The organism is Ectorhizobium quercum (genome assembly GCF_026552795.1).
GTDB classification, from domain to species: Bacteria; Pseudomonadota; Alphaproteobacteria; order Rhizobiales; family Rhizobiaceae; genus Ectorhizobium; species Ectorhizobium quercum.
Window position 1 is genome coordinate 177,580 of record NZ_JANFPI010000007.1, and the last position, 22,493, is coordinate 200,072.

Sequence of the window (22,493 nt, forward strand, 5' to 3'; positions counted from 1 at the left end):
CGGCGTGGACCCTCGGGTCGAGCCCGAGGGTGACGGAGGAGAGGATTTGTCAAGACACTACAGAATTTTCAGCAAAAGTCTGAAGCGGTTTTGCGTGCGGAAATGCGTGAAAACAAACAGCTGGAACGTTTTCGCGATTCGGAGAAAAACGGAAACGCTCTGAAGCCCCGGATGGCCGTCCGGGGCTTCTTTCGTTCATTCCGAAATGATCTTCACCTTCTGGCCCGGCGACAGGGATGCCGCCACGGGCATCGCGTTGATGAGCTTGAACAGGTCGAGCTTGCGGTCCGTGCCCATCATGCGGGCGGAAATGGTCGAAATCGTTTCGCCCGGCTGCACCGTCACGACGCGGATGCGCAGCGGCTTCAGCGAAGCCGTCTCCGCGGCCGTCATGGTGCGGAAGCTCGTCTTCATCACGTTCGCCGTGCTCTCCAGATTGGGATTGCCCTTCGGCACTGCCGTCAGGAAACGGAAGATACGGTTTTCGAGGCGAATGACGGTCACGTCGAATTCCCAGCGTTCGGCGCTGGCTTTGGCCGTGGCCGCCTCCAGGCCGTTGATGCGGACGCTGCGCACCGTATCGGGCAAAAGCCCGGCGACCCAGCCGCTCGTCAGATAGGTCTCCAGACTGTTCTTCGAGGAATCGGTCACGCCGTCGAAACGGATGGCGATATCGCCCGGCCCGGTCGCCAGCACCGCCTCCGCCTTGTTGTCGATCACGAAACCGTCCGGCACCTCGAAGCGGATGCCGAGGCTCGCATGCAGGAAGGTTTCCCCCCGCACATAGCCTTCTTCCGGGCTGTCGCCATAGAGAAGGCCGTCGATGCCGGCGAGATAATAGTCGCGGCCGCGATCGCCCGTCGCTCCCTCGGGGCCGAACCGCGCCGCCTGCAAGCGGGCCAGTTCCACACGCTGCGGCGCGTTCGGATGGCTCGACAGGAAGTCGAGGCTCTGGTCGTTGTCCGGCTCGACGGACATGAAACGGCTGTAGGCCGCCATCGATTCGAGGAATCGCGGCGAAGCATAAGGGTCGTAGCCCGCCTCGCCCAGCATGCGCACGCCGATCACGTCGGCCTGCAATTCCTGCTGCCGCGAGAAGGCGGCAAGGCGCAGCTTGCCGCGCGCCAGGGCCTGCTTGCCGGCGAGGTCGGAGGAGAGCACCTCGGCCACCACGCGGGACGCGATCACCTCCGCCTCCTCGCGCTTCTGCCGCTCGATGCCGTGGTTGGCGGTCACATGCGCCATTTCGTGCGACAGCACCGCAGCCACTTCCGAGGCGTCGTTGGCAAGCGCCAGAAGGCCGCGCGTGACGTAGAGATAACCGCCCGGCAGCGCGAAGGCGTTGATGGCCGGCGAGTTCAGGATGGTGATGCGGTAGGACTGGTTCGGGTTTTCCGAAACCGCCGTCAGCGCGCCGGCGATGCGGGCGACGAGACGTTCCGTCTTGCGGTCGTGATATTCCCCGCCGTAGCTGGCGACGATGCGCGGATGCTCGCGCGCGCCCATTGCCGCGCGCGGATCGTTCTTCTGCACCTCGTCGACGATCTGCGGATTGGAGGAGGGGCGAACGCTCGGTTCGTAGGCCTGCTCCATCAGCGACTGACAGCCGCCGAGCATGAGGCTGAGCACACCGGCGGAAAAAAGGCGCAAAGGCGCCTTCGGGAAAAGCCTGTTTGCCTTCCGCGCATCGGCCCTGTCATGCCGCACTGCACTCGTAACCGCGGATATGCTTCTCAGGCACATCGAAATGCTATGTCTCCGAACAACCCGCCTACGCAGGACGATGCTTCAATTAATAGCACAAAGTCTTTTGGCAAGTAGGAAGCCCTGCTATTTATTCATAGCCCCCAGAACCATGTCGGGAACCTGCATGACAGCCGCGAGCGTCGAAAATGTGGCGCGTCATCGCATAAAGGCGTCGGCCTCAGCCACGCCTGTGCCGGAAAGGAAGGTTTCCGCGGGCAGGTCGACCGCGATCCGGCCATGATCGAGAAACAGGACATGATCCGCGCTGCGCCGCACTTCCTGCGGGTCGTGCGTCACGATCATCACCGTGTTGCCGGTCTCCCGGTGCAGCTCGACGAGCAGCGCGCTCATCGCCGCCCGGAGATCGGGATCGAGCGCGGCGAAGGGTTCGTCGAGCAGCAGGACGGCTTTGCGGCGCACCAGCGCCCGGGCGAAGGCCGCCCGCTGCCGCTCCCCGCCCGACAGCGTTCCCGGCAGTCTCCTTTCGAAACCTGCGAGCCCGACCCGTTCGAGCGCCGTGGAGACCGCCACCCGGTCCGCCGCGGAAAGCTTCAGGGCCGGATTGATTCCGAGCCCGATATTGCTGGCGAGATCCAGATGCGCAAACAGGTTGTTGTCCTGAAAGACCAGCGACACCGGCCGTTCGGACGGATGAAGATGCGTGACATCCGTCCCGCCGATCAGCACCTGCCCCCGGTCCGGCGTCTCGAAGCCCGCGACGAGATTGAGCAGGGTGGATTTGCCCGAGCCCGAAGACCCTGTCACCGCCGTGATCGCCCCGCCGGGCAGGGTGCAGTCGAAGGCGAACGCGGCATTGCCGAGCGCCAGGGTTACGCCGGCCAGCGCGATCGTCCGGTCATCGCTCATCGCGTGCCCCTTTCCGTTGCCCGGCCGTTCCGGCTATCGTCAGCAGGAGGCAGACGATGCCGAGAATGAGCGCAAAGCCGTCCGCCTCGTTCGTGCGGTAGCTGCCGAGCCGGCTGTAGATCAGATAGGGCAGCGTCATCAGGTCGTCGGAGCCGAAAAGGGCGACCGCGCCGAGATCGCCCAGCGACAGCGCCATCGCGAAGGACAGGGCCGTGAGCAGCGGCTTCGCCAGAACCGGACCATCGACGAGCCGCACCCGAGGCCAGCCGCGGATGGCGAGGCTGGCGGAAAGCCGCAGCGTGCGCTGCCGGTGGACCTCGAACGCCGGCGCCAGAACCCGCAGGACGAAGGGCAGCGCCATGAGGCTGTTGATGACGACGACCAGCGCCGGCGCGAAACGCGCCACGTCGCCAAGCCCCCTCAGCGCCAGAAACCAGCCCGTGCCGAGGATCAGCGGCGAGACGAGAAGGATGAGCGACCCCGTGCCGGAAAGCGCCGCCGAAAAGCCCCGCAAGCCGGCGCCGGGCCTTCGCAGGTCCACCACCGCCGCCTGCGCGTGGACGATCGCCGATGCCATCAGGACGGACAGGCATCCGGCGCAAAACGCGATCGTCAGGCTGGTGAACGCCGCCTTGCGGAAGGCGGGCATCAGGACGAGCGCAAGAAGGTCCGCCCGCAGGCCGGCAAGCGCCACCGACAGCAGGGGCAGGCCGACGAAGGCGACGGCCAGCAGCAGGACGAGACCGTCCGAAAGCCGGCTGGCGCGCCGCCAGCCGTCGAACCGCCGCCCCGGCCGCGCCGCCAGCGTCACCCCCTGGTCGGCGGGCGCGGGCAGGAAAGCCGTCGCCGCAAGCAGCAGGCCCGTCATGGCGACCTGCATCAGCGACAGTGCCACCGCCCGGCCCGGATCGAAATCGAACCGCAGCGCCTGATAGACGGCGACCTCGATGGTCGTCGCCGCAGGCCCGCCGCCCAGCATCAGCACCAGCGTGAAGCTTGTCGCACACAGCATGAAGATCAGCCCGGCGATGCCGGGAACGAGGCCGAGGATCACCGGCCATTCGATGAAGCGGAAAACGGCGCGCGACGGCATGCCGAGCGTGGCGGCCATGCGCCAGTATTCGCCGGGGATCCGCTCCAGCCCGCCCAGCATCAACCGTGCGGCCAGCGGCATGTTGAAGAAGACATGGGCGAGCAGGATGCCGGAAAGCCCGTAGATGCTGACCGGCTGGGAAAGCCCGAGCGCCTGCAACAGCCCGTTCGCCACGCCCTGCCGCCCCCATATGCCGATCAGGCCGAGCGCGCCGATCAGCACCGGCAGCCCCATCGGCACCGCAAACAGCCGGACGATCCAGATGCGGCCCGGAAACCGGGGACGCCGCGCGAGCGCCCGCGCCACCGGAATGGCGAACAGCACCGAAAGCAGGGTCGAAAGCAGCGCCTGCCAGAGCGTGAACCGCAGCACGCGCAGCGTATACGCATCGAAGAGGCCGGCGAAACCGCCGCCGTCGAACAGGAAAAGCGCGGCGAGCGCCGTGCCGGCGAAGCCCGAAACGGCGGCCAGCACCGCCGCCCCGCCGGAAATCGCCCACGCCCGTTCGCCGCCCGTCAACAACGTCATGTCGGCAGCGTCACATCAGCGGCTCATCGCCGCAAGCCATTCGTCGATCCATGCCTTACGGTTGCGCGCCACCTCTTCCGGGCTGGTCAGAAAGGTCTTTTCCGGCTGGACGAGCCTGCCGAAAGCCTCCGGTAGCGGCCCGGAGGTGGGCGCCGCCGGCATCATCCAGTTGTTTTCGGGGATCGCATCCTGAAAACCGGGCGTGATCATGAAGCGCAGGAAATCGCGGGCAAGCTCCTTCTCCGGCGCGTTCTTCAGCAGGCCCGCCACCTCGATCTGGATGTAGTGCCCTTCCGAGAAGGCGGCCGCCTGATAGCGGTCCTCGTGGTCAGCGATCATGTGATAGGCCGGCGACGTCGTATAGGAAAACACCATCGGCACCTCCCCCTTGGTGAAGAGGCCGTAGGCTTCCGACCAGCCGGGCGTCACCGTCAGCACGCGGTTCCTCAGCTTTTCCCAGGCCTCGCCCGCCTGGTCGCCATAGACGGCCTTCACCCACAGCAGCAGGCCGAGGCCCGGCGTCGAGGTGCGCGGGTCCTGAATGACGATCTTTCGGGACGGATCGCCCTCGACCAGCTCCTTCATGCTTGTCGGCGGATCGGAAAGCGTCCTGGTGTCGTAGACCACGGCGAAATGGCCGTAGTCGTAGGGAACGAACACGTCGTCCGTGAAGCCGCCCGGCACCGTCACGGCGGAGGTGTCGATGTCGTGCGGGTCGAACAGGCCGGTTTCCCGGGCTTCAGTGACGAGATTGGTGTCGAGGCCGAGCACGACATCCGCCCGCGAGGACGCGCCTTCCAGCTTCAGGCGCGACAGCAGCGCGACACCGTCGGCGATTCCGACGAACCGGACGGAGCAGTCGCAGGTCTTCTCGAAGGCTTCCTTCACCTTCGGCCCCGGGCCCCATTCGGAAATGAAGCTTTCATAGGTATAGACGGTCAGCGTCCTGTCCGCCGCCGAGGCGGAAAGGGGCGGAAGCGAAAGAGCGGCCGCGGCCGCCAAAAGGGAAAGAAGCTTCGCGCGCATCAGCACCTCCTCCATCGACTGGTTCACGGGAATAGGGCGCTGTCAGGAGCCGTCTAATCCCTCCGCCGGTTCTAACCGGATCAGGTTCTTCGGGTTGGCGGCCGCAAAAGCGGCACAATGCCTCTCAGCCCGGTAGGGCACCCCGTTAGAGCATGATGATGACTTAGCGCGCCGGATGGGGCGTGACAAGGGCAAGGAACGCACGTTCTCCGGCGAAGACTCCCGGCCTGCGCCTGCGTTCCGGGCGTTCGTCGCTGCAATCGGTCCACGGGATCGATGGCTTCGGCATTGCCGAACCGCTCCTCACCCCTCCAGTTCCTCCCGGAGCATTTCCAGCTCCAGCCACTCCTCTTCCATCGCCGCCAGCCGGTCGCGCAGCTTTTCCAGCTCGCCGGCCAGCCTGTTGAAAGCGGCGGGGTCCCGGGTAAAGAGTTCGGGATCGGCCATCTTCGCCTCGCGCGCGGCAATCTCGCCCTCGGTCTTCTCCATCTCCTTCGGCAGGTTTTCCAGCGCGAACTTCTGCTTGTAGGAGAGCTTTCCCCTGGTTTTCGGCGCCTCGGCCTGCGCCGCTGCCTCGGCCTTCGGCTTTTCGGTCGCCTTTTCCGCCCTGCGGCGCTCCTCCGCCGCGCCCTTGCGCTGGGCGAGCATGTCGGAATAGCCGCCGGCATATTCGATCCAGCGGCCGTCCGGCGCATCCGGAACGGCGGGCGCGATGGTCGAGGAGACGGTGCGGTCGAGGAAATCGCGGTCGTGGCTGACGAGGATGACCGTGCCGGAATAGCCCGCGACGATCTCCTGCAACAGATCGAGCGTCTCGATGTCGAGGTCGTTGGTCGGCTCGTCGAGGATCAGGAGGTTCGACGGCCGGGCCATGATGCGGGCGAGGATGAGGCGGGCGCGCTCGCCGCCGGAAAGATTGCGGATCGGCGTGCGGGCCTGTTCCGGCTGGAACAGGAAATCCTTCATGTAGCCGCTGACATGCTTCTGCTCGCCATTGACCAGCAGGGTCTCGCCACGCCCGTCCGTCAGGTAATGGGCAAGCGTCTCGTCCGGGTTCAGGTCCTCGCGCTTCTGGTCGAGGGTGGCGATCTCCAGATTGGTGCCGAGCTTCACCGTGCCTGTATCCGGTTCGAGCTGGCCGGTCAGCATCTTCAGCAGCGTCGTCTTGCCCGCGCCGTTCGGCCCGACGAGGCCGATGCAGTCGCCACGATGGACGCGCAGCGAGAACGGCGCGACGATGGTGCGCCCCTCGTAGCTCTTGGTGATCCTGTCCGCCTCGATGACGAGCTTGCCGGATTCGCGCGCCTCGGTGATCGAGGCCTGCACCGAGCCCTGCGGTCCCCTGTGGCCGCGATGGCGGGAGCGCATGTCCTGAAGCTCGCCGAGACGGCGCATGTTGCGCTTGCGCCGCGCCGTCACGCCGTAGCGCAGCCAGTGCTCCTCGCGCTCGATGGCGCGGCCGAGCTTGTGCTGCTCCGTCTCCTCCTCTTCCAGCACCTTGTCGCGCCACGCCTCGAAATGGCCGAAACCGCGGTCGAGCCGCCGGGCCGTGCCGCGGTCGAGCCACACCGTCGCGGTCGAGACCTTTTCGAGAAAGCGCCGGTCGTGCGAAATGAGCACCAGCGCCGAACGGCTGCGGGAAAGCTCGTCTTCCAGCCATTCGATGGTCGGCAGGTCGAGATGGTTGGTCGGCTCGTCCAGCATCAGGATGTCCGGCTCGGGCGCCATGACGCGGGCGAGCGCCGCCCGGCGCGCCTCGCCGCCCGAAAGCCGCGCCGGATGCTCCTCACCGCTCAGCCCCAGATGCTGCAACAGGTATGTGACGCGATAGGGATCGTCGCCCGGGCCGAGCCCCGCCTCGCAATAGGCCTGCACGGTGGAGAAATCGCCGAAATCCGGGGCCTGCTCCAGATAGCGGATCGTGGCGGAGGGATGGCGGAACACCTCGCCCGACTGCGCCTCGACCAGACCGGCGGCGATCTTCATCAGCGTCGACTTGCCCGAGCCGTTGCGGCCGACGAGGCAGATGCGGTCGCCCGGCTCGACCTGCAACGACGCGCCGGCCAGCAGCGGCGTCACGCCGAAGGTGAGGAATATGTCGTCGAGTTTCAGGATCGGCGGGGCCAAGGGTCACACTCCGGTAAAGTCGTAGGGCCGCGACAGGACGACGCCGCGCCCGGCTTCGAGCGTCAGGCGGACGCGCCCGCGCGCCACATTGCAGATCGTCATCGGCGGGCCGAACGGCACGTCCCGCCGCTCGAGCGGATAGCGGGCGTTCTCGATGGAAAGCGCCGTGAGATCGCCCAGTCCGAGAATGGAGAACAGCGCCCCGTCCGGCAGGTCGATCTCGGTGACGCCCGCCAGCAGCGGCGTCATCTCCTCCTCGCCGGAGGTCAGCAGCACGTCGAGACCCTTTTCGGCGAGATGGACGGTATAGACGATGTGCTGCATCGCATGGTCCGTGCGCGCGCCGCCGAGACCGCCGGCGAGAACCAGCCGCCGGGCACCGAGCCCGATCGCCGTTTCGACGCCGATCTGCCCGTCCGTGGCATCCTTTTCGCGCGGAAAGGCCTGGCGCGGCACATCGGCCCAGCGCTCGAACAGCGCGGCGTCGGTGGAATCGAAATCGCCGACCCACAGTTCCGGCACGACGCCCAGCGCCTCGGCATGGCGCATGCCGCCATCGGCCGCGATGATGCGGCTGCCGGTCACGGCCGCCATCAGCCGGTCCGTCTTCAAAAGCTCGCCGCCGAGCAGAATGGTGAAACGATCGCTCATGCGGCCTGCAATAGCTCATATCGCCTGAAAAGGAAAAGGCCCCGTCGAGAACGGAGCCCTTGCGGGAAAGCCGGTCGGCAAGCGCATTCAGTGCTTGCGGGTCAGCAGGCCTTCCTTCTGGGCCTTCTTGCGCGCCAGCTTGCGGGCGCGGCGGATGGCCTCGGCCTTTTCGCGAGCCCGCTTTTCGGAGGGCTTCTCATAGGCCGTGCGGGCCTTCATTTCGCGGAACACACCTTCGCGCTGAAGCTTCTTCTTCAGAACGCGCAACGCCTGCTCGACATTGTTGTCACGAACGAGAACCTGCAATGTATCTCCTTGTCTCCGCTGCAATGCGGTCATCTGGTGTTGAGCGGCACCCTCGCCGCGATCAAAACGTGTGTGTCCCGGCCGGCGGGCCGGAAGAATTCTCGGAATGCTGACGAAAAGACCCGCCGAAAAACCATTGGCTTCACAAGGCGGCATTCCTGACGGCGAACCGCCATCCATTCGGGTGCGTATAATGGTTCGAGAGGCCGCCGAACTCAAGCACTTTTCTGGCACAAACCCTTTCCCACACATCTTCCCATCCGCTATCTATAGCCGCAGGACGCGGTTTGGAGGGGTGGAGATGGAATTTTCCGGCACCGGAAGCTACATTGCCGACAAGGATCTGACGATTGCGGTCAATGCGGCGATCCGCCTCGAACGGCCGCTGCTGGTGAAGGGCGAGCCCGGCACCGGCAAGACCGAGCTCGCCCGCCAGGTGGCGGCAAGCCTCGGTCTCGACATGATCGAATGGACCATCAAGTCGACCACGAAGGCCCAGCAGGGCCTTTACGAATACGATGCGGTCTCGCGGCTGCGCGACAGCCAGCTCGGCGATCCGCGCGTCTCCGACGTCGCCAACTATATCCGCAAGGGCAAGCTGTGGCAGGCCTTTTCGGCAGAGGGCAAGGTCGTGCTGCTGATCGACGAGATCGACAAGGCCGACATCGAGTTTCCCAACGACCTGTTGCAGGAACTCGACCGCATGGAATTCCACGTCTACGAGACCGGCGAGACCGTGCGGGCGCAGACGCGGCCGATCGTCATCATCACATCGAACAACGAGAAGGAACTGCCGGACGCCTTCCTGCGCCGCTGCTTCTTCCACTATATCCGCTTCCCGGAAGCCGAAACGCTCGCCCGCATCGTCGAGGTCCATTATCCCGGCATCCGCCACGACCTCCTGCGAAACGCGCTGACGCTCTTCTACGAGGTCCGCGCCGTGCCCGGCCTGAAAAAGAAGCCCTCGACATCCGAGGCGCTGGACTGGATCCGCCTTCTGGTGGCCGACGAGGTGAGCCCCGAAGATCTGAAGGCCGACCCGAAGACCATCCTGCCGAAACTGCACGGCGCGCTGCTCAAGAACGAGCAGGATCTGCACCTGTTCGAGCGCCTGGCGTTCATGGCCCGCCGCACCTGACGAAAATGATGGCATCTGCCCGTCATCGGTGATTGATTTTTCCGCAGATCGGGATTATGGAGAGCCATTCTGTGGTGATTTGGCCGGCCGGCTTGCAGCCACGTTAAAAAACTCGCTAAAGGGCCGATGGAACGATCTTCCTGAAAGCGTTTTTCCGAGTTCGGCCGGCTTTGATAGTAAAGTCTGGATCGTGCCCCATGCCCATCAAGATTCCCGATACGCTGCCCGCCTTCGACACCCTCGTCTCCGAGGGCGTACGGGTCATGACCGAAACCGCGGCCATCCGTCAGGATATCCGCCCGCTTCAGATCGGGCTTCTGAACCTCATGCCGAACAAGATCCGCACCGAGATCCAGATGGCGCGCCTCGTCGGCGCCTCGCCGCTCCAGGTGGAATTCACGCTGGTGCGCGTCGGCGGCCACACGCCGCGCAACACGTCGGCCGAGCACCTGCTCTCCTTCTACCGGACCTGGGAGGAGATCCGCGACCGCAAGTTCGACGGCTTCATCATCACCGGCGCGCCGGTCGAGACGATCCCCTACGAGGACGTGACCTACTGGTCGGAAATGCAATCGATCTTCGACTGGACGACCACCCATGTCCACTCGACGCTCAACATCTGCTGGGGCGCAATGGCCGCCATCTACCATTTCCACGGCGTGCCGAAGCATCTGCTGAAGGAAAAGGGCTTCGGCGTCTATCGCCACCGCAACCTGAAGCCGTCCTCCGTCTATCTCAACGGCTTTTCCGACGATTTCCAGATTCCGGTCTCCCGCTGGACGGAGGTGCGCCGCGCCGACATCGAGCAGCGCGGCCCCGGCCTCGAAATCCTGATGGAATCCGACGAGATGGGCGTGTGCTTGGTCCATGAAAAGAAGGGCAACCGGCTCTACATGTTCAATCATGTGGAGTATGATTCCACTTCGCTGGGCGAGGAATATTTCCGCGACGTCAATGCCGGCGTGCCGATCAGGATGCCGCACGACTATTTCCCGCACAACGATCCGGCCCTGACCCCGCTCAACCGTTGGCGCAGCCATGCGCACCTGTTCTTCGGCAACTGGATCAACGAGATCTACCAGCAGACGCCCTACGAACTGGACCGGATCGGCCTGGAGTGACGCCGCGAAAAAGGAGAGGCCTGGCTGTTTCCGTGATACGGTAAGCGCGCAAACGCTCAGGAAGGACAAGCGATGTTCATTCCCTTCTTTCTGGCCCTGAAGGCGGAAAAGGTTCCCGTGACGCTCCGGGAATTCCTCGACCTGCTGGAAGGCATGAAGCAGGGGATCGCCGCCTTCGACATCGAGGCCTTCTATTATCTCGCCCGCACGGCGCTGGTGAAGGACGAGCGCCACATCGACCGTTTCGACCGGGTCTTCTCCACCCATTTCAGGGGCCTCGCCGCCCTGTCCGGCGAAGGCGGCGAGGAGGGTCCCGCTCCGGTCGAACTGCCCGCCGAATGGCTGGCAAGGCTCGCCGAGAAATACCTGACCGACGAGGAAAAGAAGCAGATCGAGGCGCTCGGCGGCCTCGGCACATTGATGGAAACGCTGCGCAAGCGGCTGGAGGAGCAGAAAGGCCGGCATCAGGGCGGCAACACATGGATCGGCACCGCCGGCACCTCGCCCTTCGGCGATTACGGCTTCAACCCGGAAGGCGTGCGCATCGGCCAGGACGCCTCCCGCCACCGCCGCGCGGCCAAGGTGTGGGACAGGCGCGAGTTCCGCAATTACGACGATACGGTGGAGCTCGGCACCCGCAACATCAAGGTGGCGCTGAAGCGCCTGCGCCGCTGGGTGCGCGAAGGCGCGGCGGAGGAATTCGACCTTGCCGGCACGATCCGCTCCACCGCCGAACACGGCTGGCTCGACGTGCAGACGAGACCGGAACGGCGCAATGCGGTGAAGCTGCTGATGTTCCTCGATGCCGGCGGATCGATGGACGATCATGTCCGCGTCGTCGAGGAACTGTTCTCCGCCGCGAAGTCCGAGTTCCGGCACATGGACCATTTCTACTTCCACAACTGCATCTACGAGGGCGTGTGGAAGGACAGCCGCCGCCGCCATGCCGACCGGCTGTCCACGCTGGAGCTGATCCGCACCTACGGACCGGACTACCGCATCATCTTCGCCGGCGACGCCTCTATGGGGCCTTACGAAATCTCGCTTGCGGGCGGGGCGGTGGAGCACTGGAACCAGGAGCCGGGGTCGGTCTGGCTCGAGCGCATCACCGGCCATTTCCGCAAATGCGTCTGGCTGAATCCGGTGCGCGAGGACGATTGGGATCGCACCATGTCCATCGGCATGATCCGCAGGCTGATGGGGGAACGCATGTTCCCGCTGACGCTCGGCGGCCTCGACGGCGCCATCCGCGAACTGTCGCGCTGAATCCCTTTTTCCGCCGATGACGAAGGAAGGCGGCCTTCGCGGCCGCGAAAGGCTTGACGCCCGCCGAAGCCCCTGCCCTAATGGCGTTTCCGGACAGAAAAACGGGAACAGCCGGTCATGGCCTATCAGATAACCGCGGGCGGGGAACTTTATCGCTTCGCCGACCTCAAGACATTGATGGCGAAAGCCACGCCGCCCCGCTCGGGCGATTACCTTGCCGGCGTCGCCGCGGCCAGCGCCGCCGAGAACATCGCGGCGAAGATGTGCCTGGCCGACGTGCCGCTGAAGACCTTCCTCACCGAGGCGCTCATCCCCTACGAGGAAGACGAGGTGACGCGCCTCATCATCGACAGCCACGACACGGATGCCTTCGCCCCCGTCTCGCACATGACGGTCGGCGCCTTCCGTGAATGGCTGCTTTCGCCGGCCGCCAATGCGGCGACGCTGGCGACGCTCGCCCCCGGCCTCACCCCGGAAATGGTCGCCGCCGTCTCCAAGCTGATGCGCAACCAGGACCTGATCCTCGCCGCCCGCAAGTGCCGCGTCGTCACGCGCTTCCGCAACACCATCGGGCTCGAGGGGACGATGGCCGTCCGCCTCCAGCCGAACCACCCGTCCGACGACCGCCTCGGCATCGCCGCCTCCATCGTCGACGGGCTGCTCTATGGCTGCGGCGACGCGGTGATCGGCATCAATCCCGCCTCCGACAGCATACCGGTGCTGACGAACCTCGTGGAAATGCTGGCCGAAATCGTTTCCCGCTACGACATCCCGACACAGTCCTGCGTGCTGACCCACGTCACGACCTCCATCGCGATGGCCGAGAAGGGCGCGCCGGTCGATCTCGTCTTCCAGTCCATCGCCGGCACGGAAAAGACCAACACCTCCTTCGGGATCTCGCTTGCTACTTTGCGCGAGGGCTACGAGGCCGGCCAGTCGCTAAAGCGTGGCACGGTGGGCGACAACGTGATGTATTTCGAGACCGGACAGGGCTCGGCCCTTTCCGCCGACGCGCATCACGGCGTCGACCAGCAGACCTGCGAGGCCCGCGCCTATGCGGTCGCCCGCGCCTTCCGGCCGCTGCTGGTCAACACCGTCGTCGGCTTTATCGGCCCCGAATATCTCTATGACGGCAAGCAGATCATCCGCGCCGGCCTGGAAGACCATTTCTGCGGCAAGCTGCTCGGCGTGCCGATGGGCTGCGACATCTGCTACACCAACCATGCCGAGGCCGATCAGGACGACATGGACACATTGCTGACGCTGCTCGGCGCGGCGGGCGTCAACTTCATCATGGGCATTCCCGGCGCCGACGACGTGATGCTCGGCTATCAGTCCACCTCCTTCCACGACCAGCTCTACGTGCGCGAAGTGCTGGGACTGAAGCGTGCGCCGGAATTCCAGCAATGGCTGAACCGGATGCAGGTCACGGATGATGACGGCCATCTCCTGCCGCAGACCGCCGGCCAGTCGCTGCTGAGGATCGCATCGTGACGGACACGACCCCGGACCCCGTGAATGTCGTGACCCTCGACCCCTGGGAAGCGCTGCGCCGACACACCGACGCCTCCATCGCGCTCGGGCGGGCCGGAGCCTCGCTTCCGACCGCCCATGTGCTGCGCTTTTCCTACGCCCATGCCAGCGCCCGCGACGCGGTTCACATTCCCTTCGACAGGGAGGCGCTGCGCGCCGGCCTTTCCGGTCTCGGCCTGATGAACGTCCCCGTCTCGAGCCGGGCCGAAACGCGACAGACCTATCTCGCCCGCCCCGACCTCGGCCGCCGCCTGACGGCGGAGGACGCCGCGCGGCTCGCGGCACTGGGCAGCGCCCCTTGCGACGTGGCAATCGTCGTTGCGGACGGACTTTCCTCGACGGCCATCGCCGCCAATGCCGTCCCCTTCATCGCCGATCTCCTGCCGCTTCTGAAGACGGAAGGCCTGAGCGTCGGCCCCGTCGCCGTGGTCGAGAATGGCCGCGTCGCCATCGGCGACGAGATCGGCGCGGCGCTGAAAGCCCGCCTCGTGCTGGTGCTGATCGGCGAGCGGCCCGGCCTTTCTTCGGTCGACAGTCTCGGCGCCTATCTGACCTACGGCCCGAAGCCGGGCCTTTCCGACGCCGACCGCAACTGCATCTCCAACATCCGCGAGGCGGGCCTCAAGCTTCCGCTCGCCGCCGCCAAGGCCTTCTGGCTGATCCGCGAGGCCTTGAAACGCAAGCTGACCGGTGTAGATCTCAAGGAGGAGCAACAGGCCGCGTTGCCCGGTTCTTGAACTCAAAACGGGAGAAAAGCATGACCGTTCCGGCAGACGCCCTTGCCGTCACGCGTTTCTGGCGCGAGGCCGGAGCGGAGAAATGGTTCACCAAGGACGAAGCCTTCGACGACGCCTTCCGCAGCCTGTGCGCCGACCTGCACATGGCCGCCGCCCGCCGCGCGTTCGAAAGCTGGCTCGACCATCCGGAAAGCGCGCTGGCGCTTCTGCTGCTGCTCGACCAGTTCCCGCGCAACTGCTTCCGCGACACCGGCCACATGTACGCCACCGACCCGCTGGCCCGGCATTACAGCCGCCGCGCGCTGGCGCTCGGCCACGACCGGGTGGTCGAGCCGGAGCTTCGGGTGTTCTTCTACCTGCCGCTCACCCATTCGGAGGATCTGGCGGATCAGGAAGAGGCCGTGAAGCGCAACGAACCGCAAGGCGGTCCTGCGCTGGAAGCCGCGATAGACCACCGCGACATCATCGCCCGCTTCGGCCGTTTTCCCCACCGCAACCCCATCCTCGGACGCGAAACGACACCGGAGGAACGGCGCTTTCTCGACGAAGGCGGTTTCGCGGGCTGATCGCCGGCGGGGATAGCGGCAGCCAGAGGGGGTCTTTGCCTCTTTCCTCGGTCGCCCAAAGCCTTTCCGGACGGGAAACCGCGTTCCGCACTTTTCCCAAAATACCCTATTCCAGAAACACCCCGACGCTCGCCGCCCTGCCGTTGGCGTCGATCACCGTCAGCCGCGAAAAGCCGCCGCCGTCGGGCAGCCATTCGCCGGTGCGCCGGCGGGTCGGATCGGCGGACAGCGGCCTGCCATTGGCGAGCCAGCGGAATGGCGCCGTGCCGCCCTGAAGCTTCAGCGCCAGCGGCTGCACCCGGCCTTCGCTCGCCAACCCCAGTTCCACCCGCGCGCCTTCCGGCGGATAGACGATGCGCGGCGGCGCTTCTGCCGCCCTGAACCGGGGCAGGCCGCTTTCCGTCGCCGCAAAACGGCGAAGCGCGAACGGAAGCTCGGCAAGGGCCGGCCGGGCGGCCCCCACCGGCGCCTCCGGCAGCCGCGAGACCGCCACGCCGGAGCGGGCGAAAGCCTCGAACAGGATGGGCGCTGCGGCCTGATAGCCCGTGAGCCCGGGCACCGCGCCGTTATCCGCCCGCCCCACCCAGACGCCGAGCACATGGCGACCGTCGAAACCGACGGACCAGGCGTCGCGATAGCCGTAGCTCGTGCCGGTCTTGTAGGCGATGCCGCCGATGGGGCTGCCGGGCGGCGGCAGCACGGATGCGAGGATATCGGCCACCTGCCAGGCGGCGGAGGGCGTCGTCAGCGGCTCCCCGTCGAACGGGCCGGGAGAGCCGGTCACGCCGTCGCCGAGCCGCATCGGCTTTCCGCGATTGGGAAAGGCGGTATAGAGCTGCACCAGATCCTTCAGCGAGATGCCCGCGCCGCCGAGTGCGATGGAAAGGCCGGCCGGTTCGCCGGCCGGCAGGTGCAGCGTCACGCCGGCCCGCCTCAGCCGCACCATCAGCCGCGCCGGGCCGGTGGCGTCGAGCAGCTTCACCGCCGGCACGTTCAGCGACAGTTGCAGCGCCCGGCGGATCGAGACGTCGCCCTGATAGGTGGTGTCGAAATTGCGCGGACGATAGCCGGAGAAGTCCGAAGGGCGATCCTCGACGATGGTTTCCTGCGCCACCAGCCCCTCCTCGAAGGCCAGCGCATAGATGAAGGGCTTGAGCGCCGAACCGGGCGAGCGCACGGCCTCCGTCATGTCGATCCAGCCGCGCCGCGATCCATCGAAATAATCCGCCGAGCCGACACGGCCGAGGATGTCTCCGGTGCGGGCATCGGCCATGATCATCGCAATGGAAAGGCCCGGCCCCAGCCGTTGCGCCGCGCCCGCCGCGACGGTTTCGAGACCCGCCTGCACGCGCGCATCGATGGTCGTGCGGTGCAGCCGCTCCTGCGGCTTGCGGATCCGCGCCGTACCGGCCAGATGCGCCGCGAGCGAAGGCAGGGCCCGCCGCGCGGACGGGACGGCGGCCAGTTCCGCGCGCGCCGCCTCGCCGGCATCCAGCGCGCCGGCCTGCACCGCCCGCTCGATCACCCGTTCGCGGGCCTTCATCGCTGCGTCCGGGAACCGGTCGGGACGGCGCCGTTCCGGCAATTGCGGCAGCGCCACCAGCAGCGCGGCCTCCGCCACGGAAAGCCGTTTCGGCTCCTTTCCGAACCAGGCGAGGCTTGCCGCCCGCACGCCCTCCAGATTGCCGCCATAGGGCGCAAGCGTCAGGTAGAGGTCGAGGATGTCCGCCTTGCCGAGCCGCCGCTCGATCTGCACGGCGCGCGCCATCTGCCTGAGCTTGGACAGCAGGCTGCGCTCGGCCCGCGGCTCGATCAGCCGTGCCACCTGCATGGAAAGCGTCGAGGCGCCGGAAACGATGCGTCCATGCGTGAGAAACTGCCCGGCCGCGCGGGCGACGGCCCACGGGTCGACGCCGCCATGCGCGTAAAAGCGCCGGTCCTCATAGGCGATCAGCATCTCCACCAAGCGCGGGTCCACGTCCGCGCCCTGCGTCTTCAGCCGCCAGCGTCCTTCCTGCGTGGCGAAGGCCCGCAGAAGCGCGCCGTTGCGGTCGAGAACCTCGGCCGACACCGCCCGCGCTTCTTCGAGCGGCGGCGGAAAGGCCCGGTCCGCCCGGTCGAGCGCGACGGCGGCAACGGCAGCCAGCAGGCCGAGGCCCGCCAGCGTAAACGCCGCTCGCCGCACCCCTTTCATTGCGCCGGCCGCACGGTCGTCATGCCGGTCGCCGTCCGCGCGGTCGATTCCGGCCGGTACATGTCCTCGACGCTCGCCGCCGGCAGCGCATAGGTTCCGGGCGTGACGGCACGCACCACATAGGCCAGCGTGATCTCATCGCTTGCGCCCTCGTTGCGGTCGAAGGCCGCCACGAAGCGATCGCTGCGGAACTCCGTATGCGCCGCCTCGACCTCGGGCAGCCAGTCGAAATGGGCGAGATCGGCGCTGCCGACGATCCGCGGATTGTCGATCTCGAAACCGGCGGGAAGAAGATCGGTCACAAGAATGCGCTGCGCCCGGTCGGACTGCGGCGTCACGGTGATCTGCACGAGATAGCGCCCGTTCTGCACGGCCGCGCCGATATCGGTCTCCTCGCCGTCGAGCGTGTACCAGCTCCGTTCGATCGTATAGCCCTGCCCGCCGGCCGGCAGCGGCTCTTCCGGCGCGGCAACCGCCGTCACAGCGGCATAGACCGTTTCCCCGCCCCGGTTCTCGACCGTCAGCGGTTCGTCCGAAAGCGTTTGCCCGCTCATCCGCGCCTGATAGCCGCCCTGCCGGTCCTGCCCGTTCACGCCCAGCGCCACCGTCCTGTCTTCGTCGGCAAGGGCGTGGGAGGCCAGCCACATCCAGGCCTGTTCCTGTGTGCTGGAACGGCTCCTGAGCTGCCATTCGTCCCCGACCCGGGCCGTCAACGGCACGACGAGGCCCGGTTCCGGCCGGCTTTCGGCCGCGAGCGTCAGAAGTGCGGCGTCGTCGCGCAGCGCCGAGCCGTAGTCGGAGCGCGACCCTTCATCCACCGCTTCGCCCGACAGCGCCAGCGCGTTGCGGAACAGGCTGCCGGCGCGGCCCTGGTCGCCATAGAGCGAAAGCGCCGCCGCAAGCTGGCCGCGCGCCATCGGCGTGGAAAGGGAATCGAGCGCCGTGTCGGCATAGTAGCGAAGGTCCGAAATCGCCGCCTTGCGGTTTCGCGCCAGCACGTAGAGCGCATAGGCCATGCCGTCGCCCCGGTTCTTCACGTCCGAATAGGCAAGCTGGTTCTCGAGATTGGAAAGCGCCTGCGCCAGAGCCCCTTCCGGCACCGCGAAGCCGCGTTCGCGGGCCCGCGTCAGGAAATCGCTGACATAGGCATCGAGCCAGAGATCCCCACCGCCCGGCCGCCAGAGCCCGAAACTGCCCGACGACGACTGATAGCCCAGAATCCGCTCGACGGCCTGCTGCACCCGCGCCTTCAGGTCGGAATCGTCCGGCCCCTCGGCAAGAGCTGCCGCCTGATCGAGATAAAGCAGCGGCAGCGCGCGGCTCACCGTCTGCTCGGCGCAACCGTAGGGGTAGCGGTCGAGCATCATGGCAAGCGCCGCCATGTCGAAGGCCGGGGCGCGGGTGACGTTGAGCGTCACCGAAGCCCCGTCGACGAAGTGGCCGGCCAGAAGGCCGCGATCCACCGTCAGGCTGCGGCCGGGCTCGATGGCGAGTTCGTGACGCACCGTCACCGGCAGTGTCGCCGGGCGCACGAGGACCTCAAGCCCCTGCTCCACCGTCAGCCCGTCCGCGCCGGTCAGCGTCAGCGCAAGCGTCGCCGTGCCCGGACGACCGGCCACGATCGGCAGCGTCACCGTCTGCCGCCTGCCCGGCTCCAGCGAAACCGTGCGCTCGCCCTGTTCCCCGTCGAGCCTGACGGAATCGCCGCCCGAAACGGCAAGCCTGTAGTCGCCCGCCGGCGCATCGGTCGCGGCGATGTCGACGCGCAGCTCGCTGCGGTCGCCGGGCGACAGGAATTTCGGCAGGCTCGCGGTCAGGACCACCGAATCGCGGACCACCACGTCCTTCTGCGCCTGGCCGACGCCGGTCTTCGTCCACGCGACCGCCATGACGCGGGCCGTACCGTTGAACTGCGGCAGGTCGAAACGCACCAGCGCCCTGCCCTCGCCGTCGAGCTTCACCGGGCCGGAGAAGAAGGCAACCAGCTTCTCGGTCGGCGGGCTGGCCTGCAAGGCCATGTCGCCGCCATCGCCGCCGGTGCGGATACGCCCGAGCGTGCCCAGCGAACCGTCGATCAGGCGGCCGTAGAGATCGCGGATCTCGATTCCCAGCCGCCTCTGGCCGAAATACCAGCCGGCCGGGTCGGGCATGGTGTATTGCGTCAGGTTCAGGATGCCGACATCGACGGCGGCGACCGTCACATAGGCTTCCTCGTCCGCGCCGGCGCCGGCTACCTGAACCGGGATTTCCAGCGGCCCGCGCGGCGAAACCTGTTCCGGCGGCGTGAGCGTCACGGCGAGCTTCCGCGCCGCCGGGTCTATGCCCAGCCACTTGATGCCGATGGCGCGCATCGGCATGCGGCTTTCCTGCGCCTCGCCCGGACGGAACAGCGTCGCCGCGACATAGGTGCCGCCGCTCCAGTCGGCCGTGACCGGAATATCGATCTCGCCGCCATCGGCGCCGATCTCGGCATGGGTCGAGTAAAGCAGCGAATCCGTGCCCACCGTCACCAGAACCGTGCCGGCGTGGCGCGGCGAAATCTTCAGCTTCGCCGTCTCGCCCGCCGCATATTGCGGCTTGTCGAGAGCGATTTCCAGCGCATCCGGCGTTTCGGTGGAGCTGGCCTCCACATACCAGCCGGCATCGAAAGCCGCGCTCGACACTGCGCCCTCACCCTCGATCTCGAGCTGATAGCGGCCCCAGGCGACCGGCACGGACAGTTGCGATCCTTCGGCGGCCACATCCAGCACGCCGTCGGCGACCTGGGAGGTGGAAAGCACCGGCTCGAACCGCCAGCCATTGCCCTCGCGATACCACTGGTAGTTCCGCTCGATCTTGATCAGCTTCCATTTCAGGCCGGCCAGCGGCACACGCGCATCGTCCTCGACACCGATGACGGTAAAGCGCGCCTCGGTGTTCTCCGCCACCGAGCCCGAAAATTCCGGCCTGATGCCGATCATCGGCCCGTCCTGGCGAACCGGCAGCGTCAAGCGCCGTTCGACAGCCCGGCCGCCGCCTTCGCGCAGGCGCAGGGCGACCTCGGCCTCCAGCCATTGCGAGGTGGAGGGCAGGTCGCCCAGCCCGACCTCGATCTCAGCCTTGCCGTTTTCGTCCAGCGCGGGCAGGTTTTCCAGCGGCGCGCGGCTCGCCTCCTCGCTTTCCTCGTCGGCAAGGCCGAAGACATAGCCCTCGAAGCCGGCGCGGCTGCGCACCGGCTTCACCGCAAGGTCGCCCTCCATCGTCAGCCCTGCGGCCGGTGCGCCGTAGAGGAACCGCCCGTCGATCCCGACCGTCACCGGCGCATCCGGGGAAATCGCCGCGGCCTCGCTCGTCATGTCGAACTCGATGCGGTCGGGCACGAAGTCCTCGACGAGGAAAGGCTTTTCCGCCAGCGCCGGCGTCTTCGGATCGGTGAAGACCCGGAAACGCCATGTGCCGCGCATGGCATTGGCGGCGATGGCGTAATCGACGGAATGGCCGCCGAGCCCGGCATCGTTGCCGACGATCCGCGCCGCCTCGACGCCGTCGGGACGTTCGAACACGAAGGTCAGCGGCAGGCCGGGCACGGCGTTGGCCGCTCCGTCGCGCACCAGGGCGGAAGCATGCACCGTTTCACCGGCGCGATAGATGCCGCGCTCGCTGTAGGCCAGCACGTCGAGCGGGCCGGGCGCATTGCGCCCCGTCACGCCGCGGTCGGAAAGATCGAACCCGGCGCGGGTCATGTCGAGAAACACATAATCGTCGCCGGCCTTCGCGGTCAGAACGGCGGGCGCCAGCGCACCGGTGCCGCGCATCAGCCCGGCGGAAAGCGTCACGCGGCCCTCCCCGTCCGTCGTGCCCGTGCCGAGTACCTCGTTGCCGCGCGACAGCAGCGTCACCTCGACCTCGGCAAGCGGCCGGGCGGAGGTCAGCGAGCGCACGAAGACGGATAGTCCGTCCGTTCCGGCAAAGGTCGAAAGGCCGAGATCGGAAACGACGAACCATTGCGTCGCCCGGGCGTCCCAGTCTTCCAGGCCGTCGCCCGCCACCGAGGCCGTCAGCACGTAGACGCCCGGCTTGCGCTCCGGCAGGGCCTCGTCGACGGGAAAGCCGGTGGTCGTTTCACGGTTGATCTGCTGCTCGAGCGTCAGCGATCCCTGCCAGACAAGCTCGCCGCGCTTCTCCTCCAGATCGGTGAAGCCGTAACCGTCCATCTGCGACAGGAACTTCGAATCGGCCATCAGCGAGGCGATGCCCCGGTCGCCGATGCGATAGAGCTTCAGCGCCGCTTCGCCGGCATTGACGGAAACGACCGGGATCGAGCGGCGCACCGTCGCCGGCAGCACGAAATTCTCGCCCGTGAAGCGGATCGACGGCTTGCGGTCGCGCACGTAAAGGTCGAGCGAAACTGGCTTTTCGAGGTTTTCCCCGACCGTGGACGGCAGGCCCGGACGGAAGGCGAGCCGGTAGCGTCCGCCATGCGACAGGCCTTCCACGCAGATCTGGCTGCCCGTGGCTTCCAGCGCCTGCGGCACGGCGCCGTCGAGCGTCACGAAGGACGAGTAATCGGTGCCGGACTTCAACAGCGGTTCGGAGAAGCGCACGCAGGCGCGGGGACTTGCCGTGTCGGAATCGATCGTGTGCTCGACCATGCGGAAGCCCTGCCGCTCGTGCAGGGCGGTATAGGCCTCGCGCACGCTCGCGACGTCGGCGAGCTTCAGCGAGGCCTTGTAGGCTTCGAGCGCCGGGCGGTATTCGTAGCTTTTCTCCAGCGTGCGCGCCAGAAGGAAAAGGGCTGCGGCCCGTTCCTGCGTGCTGCGCGTGCGCTGGTAGCCGTTGATCGCCGCCGAAACGCCGTCGGTCGAGGAGATGGAATTGTCGGTCACGGCAAGCGCCGCGCGCGCCGCGCCCGTCCAGCCGGCGGGGCCGTCGGGATTAAGGGCGGCAACCGCCTTGTAGAGCGCAAAGGCGCGCACGGGATCGCCTGCGGCAAGGGCGGCCGTTGCCTCCGCCGAAAGCGCGGCCAATCCCTTTTCCCGGTCCTCGCCGGGCACGGCGAGATTGCTGGCGAAGGTGCGGGCATTCTGCTGCAACCAGGACGAAAGGAAGGACAGGCGCGGCGGCGCGCCGATATCCGGCCCGGCGTCAGCCTCGACGATGCGGCCGGCCACGGCCCCCGGCGAGGCTATGATCGTGTCGAAATCCGATTTCAGGAAGCACCATTGCGCCTGCGTATTGTAGGTGAAGGCCCGGCACGAGCCGTTTTCGATGCACAGCGCCTCGCATTGCCCGAGCGACACGTCCTTTTCGAGGCGCAGGTCGAAGCCGAAATAGTCGGCGTCCGGCGTCGTTTCTATGCTTCTCGCCCCTTGCGCGCCGGCGAAACCGGCGACGGCGAGACCGCAAACCGTGACGAGGATACGCAAAATGGTGTACATGAAACCGCTCCCGGACCGTGGCATTCGGCGTTATCTTGTCCCGGCAAGCCGCATTGTCAATCATTCGCACCGGCGACGGCTTGCGATCCGAAGCGAAGCAACAATTATGTGCGATCGGAAGGCATATTGATGAATATCAAATCTAAGCGATAATTTTGCTGCTAATGAAATGACCGT

General features: G+C 66.7%; 15 protein-coding genes and 2 riboswitches. Of the genes, 6 read left to right on the forward strand and 9 right to left on the reverse strand.

The features are described from left to right. Positions 1 to 195: 195 nt before the first annotated feature. From NOF55_RS19770 to rpsU, 7 genes are all read right to left on the reverse strand, one after another. Positions 196 to 1,743: a M48 family metalloprotease gene (locus NOF55_RS19770; protein WP_370869007.1), complete on the reverse strand. Its 1,548-nt coding sequence runs from the start codon at positions 1,741 to 1,743 to the stop codon at positions 196 to 198. 159 nt (positions 1,744 to 1,902) lie between these two features. Continuing rightward, positions 1,903 to 2,613 carry a thiamine ABC transporter ATP-binding protein gene (locus tag NOF55_RS19775; RefSeq protein ID WP_306412834.1) on the reverse strand — a complete coding sequence of 237 codons (711 nt, stop codon included), beginning with the start codon at positions 2,611 to 2,613 and terminating at the stop codon, positions 1,903 to 1,905. Next, the gene (gene thiP / locus NOF55_RS19780) at positions 2,603 to 4,234 is read right to left on the reverse strand and encodes a thiamine/thiamine pyrophosphate ABC transporter permease ThiP (protein ID WP_306412835.1); all 1,632 of its coding nucleotides are present in this window, start codon (positions 4,232 to 4,234) and stop codon (positions 2,603 to 2,605) included. The genes NOF55_RS19775 and thiP overlap by 11 nt, the downstream gene beginning before the upstream one ends. A 15-nt stretch (positions 4,235 to 4,249) precedes the next feature. Beyond that, on the reverse strand, positions 4,250 to 5,260 hold the full coding sequence (thiB, locus tag NOF55_RS19785; protein WP_306412836.1) for a thiamine ABC transporter substrate binding subunit: 1,011 nt from the start codon (positions 5,258 to 5,260) through the stop codon (positions 4,250 to 4,252). A gap of 40 nt (positions 5,261 to 5,300) precedes the next feature. Next, positions 5,301 to 5,415, reverse strand: a riboswitch (TPP riboswitch). Between the two features lie 148 nt (positions 5,416 to 5,563). Beyond that, positions 5,564 to 7,387: an ABC-F family ATP-binding cassette domain-containing protein gene (locus NOF55_RS19790; RefSeq protein WP_306412837.1), complete on the reverse strand. Its 1,824-nt coding sequence runs from the start codon at positions 7,385 to 7,387 to the stop codon at positions 5,564 to 5,566. 3 nt (positions 7,388 to 7,390) lie between these two features. Further along, the gene (locus NOF55_RS19795; protein WP_306412838.1) at positions 7,391 to 8,038 is read right to left on the reverse strand and encodes a thiamine diphosphokinase; all 648 of its coding nucleotides are present in this window, start codon (positions 8,036 to 8,038) and stop codon (positions 7,391 to 7,393) included. A gap of 87 nt (positions 8,039 to 8,125) precedes the next feature. Next, the gene (gene rpsU / locus NOF55_RS19800) at positions 8,126 to 8,344 is read right to left on the reverse strand and encodes a 30S ribosomal protein S21 (protein WP_306412839.1); all 219 of its coding nucleotides are present in this window, start codon (positions 8,342 to 8,344) and stop codon (positions 8,126 to 8,128) included. A gap of 301 nt (positions 8,345 to 8,645) precedes the next feature. Between rpsU and NOF55_RS19805 the strand changes: the two genes are divergently transcribed. The 6 genes from NOF55_RS19805 to NOF55_RS19830 all read left to right on the forward strand — a co-directional run bounded on the left by NOF55_RS19805 (position 8,646) and on the right by NOF55_RS19830 (position 14,705). Then, the gene (locus tag NOF55_RS19805) at positions 8,646 to 9,482 is read left to right on the forward strand and encodes an AAA family ATPase (protein WP_306412840.1); all 837 of its coding nucleotides are present in this window, start codon (positions 8,646 to 8,648) and stop codon (positions 9,480 to 9,482) included. Positions 9,483 to 9,543: 61 nt separating this feature from the next. Next, positions 9,544 to 9,621, forward strand: a riboswitch (SAM riboswitch). A 58-nt stretch (positions 9,622 to 9,679) separates the two neighbouring features. Then, a complete protein-coding gene (metA, locus tag NOF55_RS19810) occupies positions 9,680 to 10,603 on the forward strand; it encodes a homoserine O-acetyltransferase MetA (protein WP_306412841.1) in 924 nt (307 codons plus the stop codon). Between the two features lie 72 nt (positions 10,604 to 10,675). Next, on the forward strand, positions 10,676 to 11,869 hold the full coding sequence (locus NOF55_RS19815; protein ID WP_306412842.1) for a vWA domain-containing protein: 1,194 nt from the start codon (positions 10,676 to 10,678) through the stop codon (positions 11,867 to 11,869). 117 nt (positions 11,870 to 11,986) lie between these two features. Beyond that, positions 11,987 to 13,363 carry an ethanolamine ammonia-lyase subunit EutB gene (locus NOF55_RS19820; RefSeq protein ID WP_306412843.1) on the forward strand — a complete coding sequence of 459 codons (1,377 nt, stop codon included), beginning with the start codon at positions 11,987 to 11,989 and terminating at the stop codon, positions 13,361 to 13,363. After that, complete coding sequence (gene eutC / locus NOF55_RS19825) at positions 13,360 to 14,139, forward strand: ethanolamine ammonia-lyase subunit EutC (protein WP_306412844.1); 780 nt, start codon at positions 13,360 to 13,362, stop codon at positions 14,137 to 14,139. Before NOF55_RS19820 ends, eutC begins: the two co-directional genes overlap by 4 nt. A 20-nt stretch (positions 14,140 to 14,159) precedes the next feature. Further along, on the forward strand, positions 14,160 to 14,705 hold the full coding sequence (locus NOF55_RS19830) for a DUF924 family protein (protein WP_306412845.1): 546 nt from the start codon (positions 14,160 to 14,162) through the stop codon (positions 14,703 to 14,705). Between the two features lie 106 nt (positions 14,706 to 14,811). On the opposite strand, the gene pbpC is transcribed toward NOF55_RS19830, so the two are convergent. Continuing rightward, positions 14,812 to 16,899 (reverse strand): penicillin-binding protein 1C, encoded by a 2,088-nt coding sequence (pbpC, locus tag NOF55_RS19835; RefSeq protein ID WP_306412846.1) that lies wholly within the window; start codon positions 16,897 to 16,899, stop codon positions 14,812 to 14,814. Then, positions 16,896 to 22,316, reverse strand: a complete 5,421-nt coding sequence (locus tag NOF55_RS19840; protein WP_306412847.1) for an alpha-2-macroglobulin family protein — start codon at positions 22,314 to 22,316, stop codon at positions 16,896 to 16,898. Before NOF55_RS19840 ends, pbpC begins: the two co-directional genes overlap by 4 nt. Between the last annotated feature and the right edge of the window lie 177 nt (positions 22,317 to 22,493).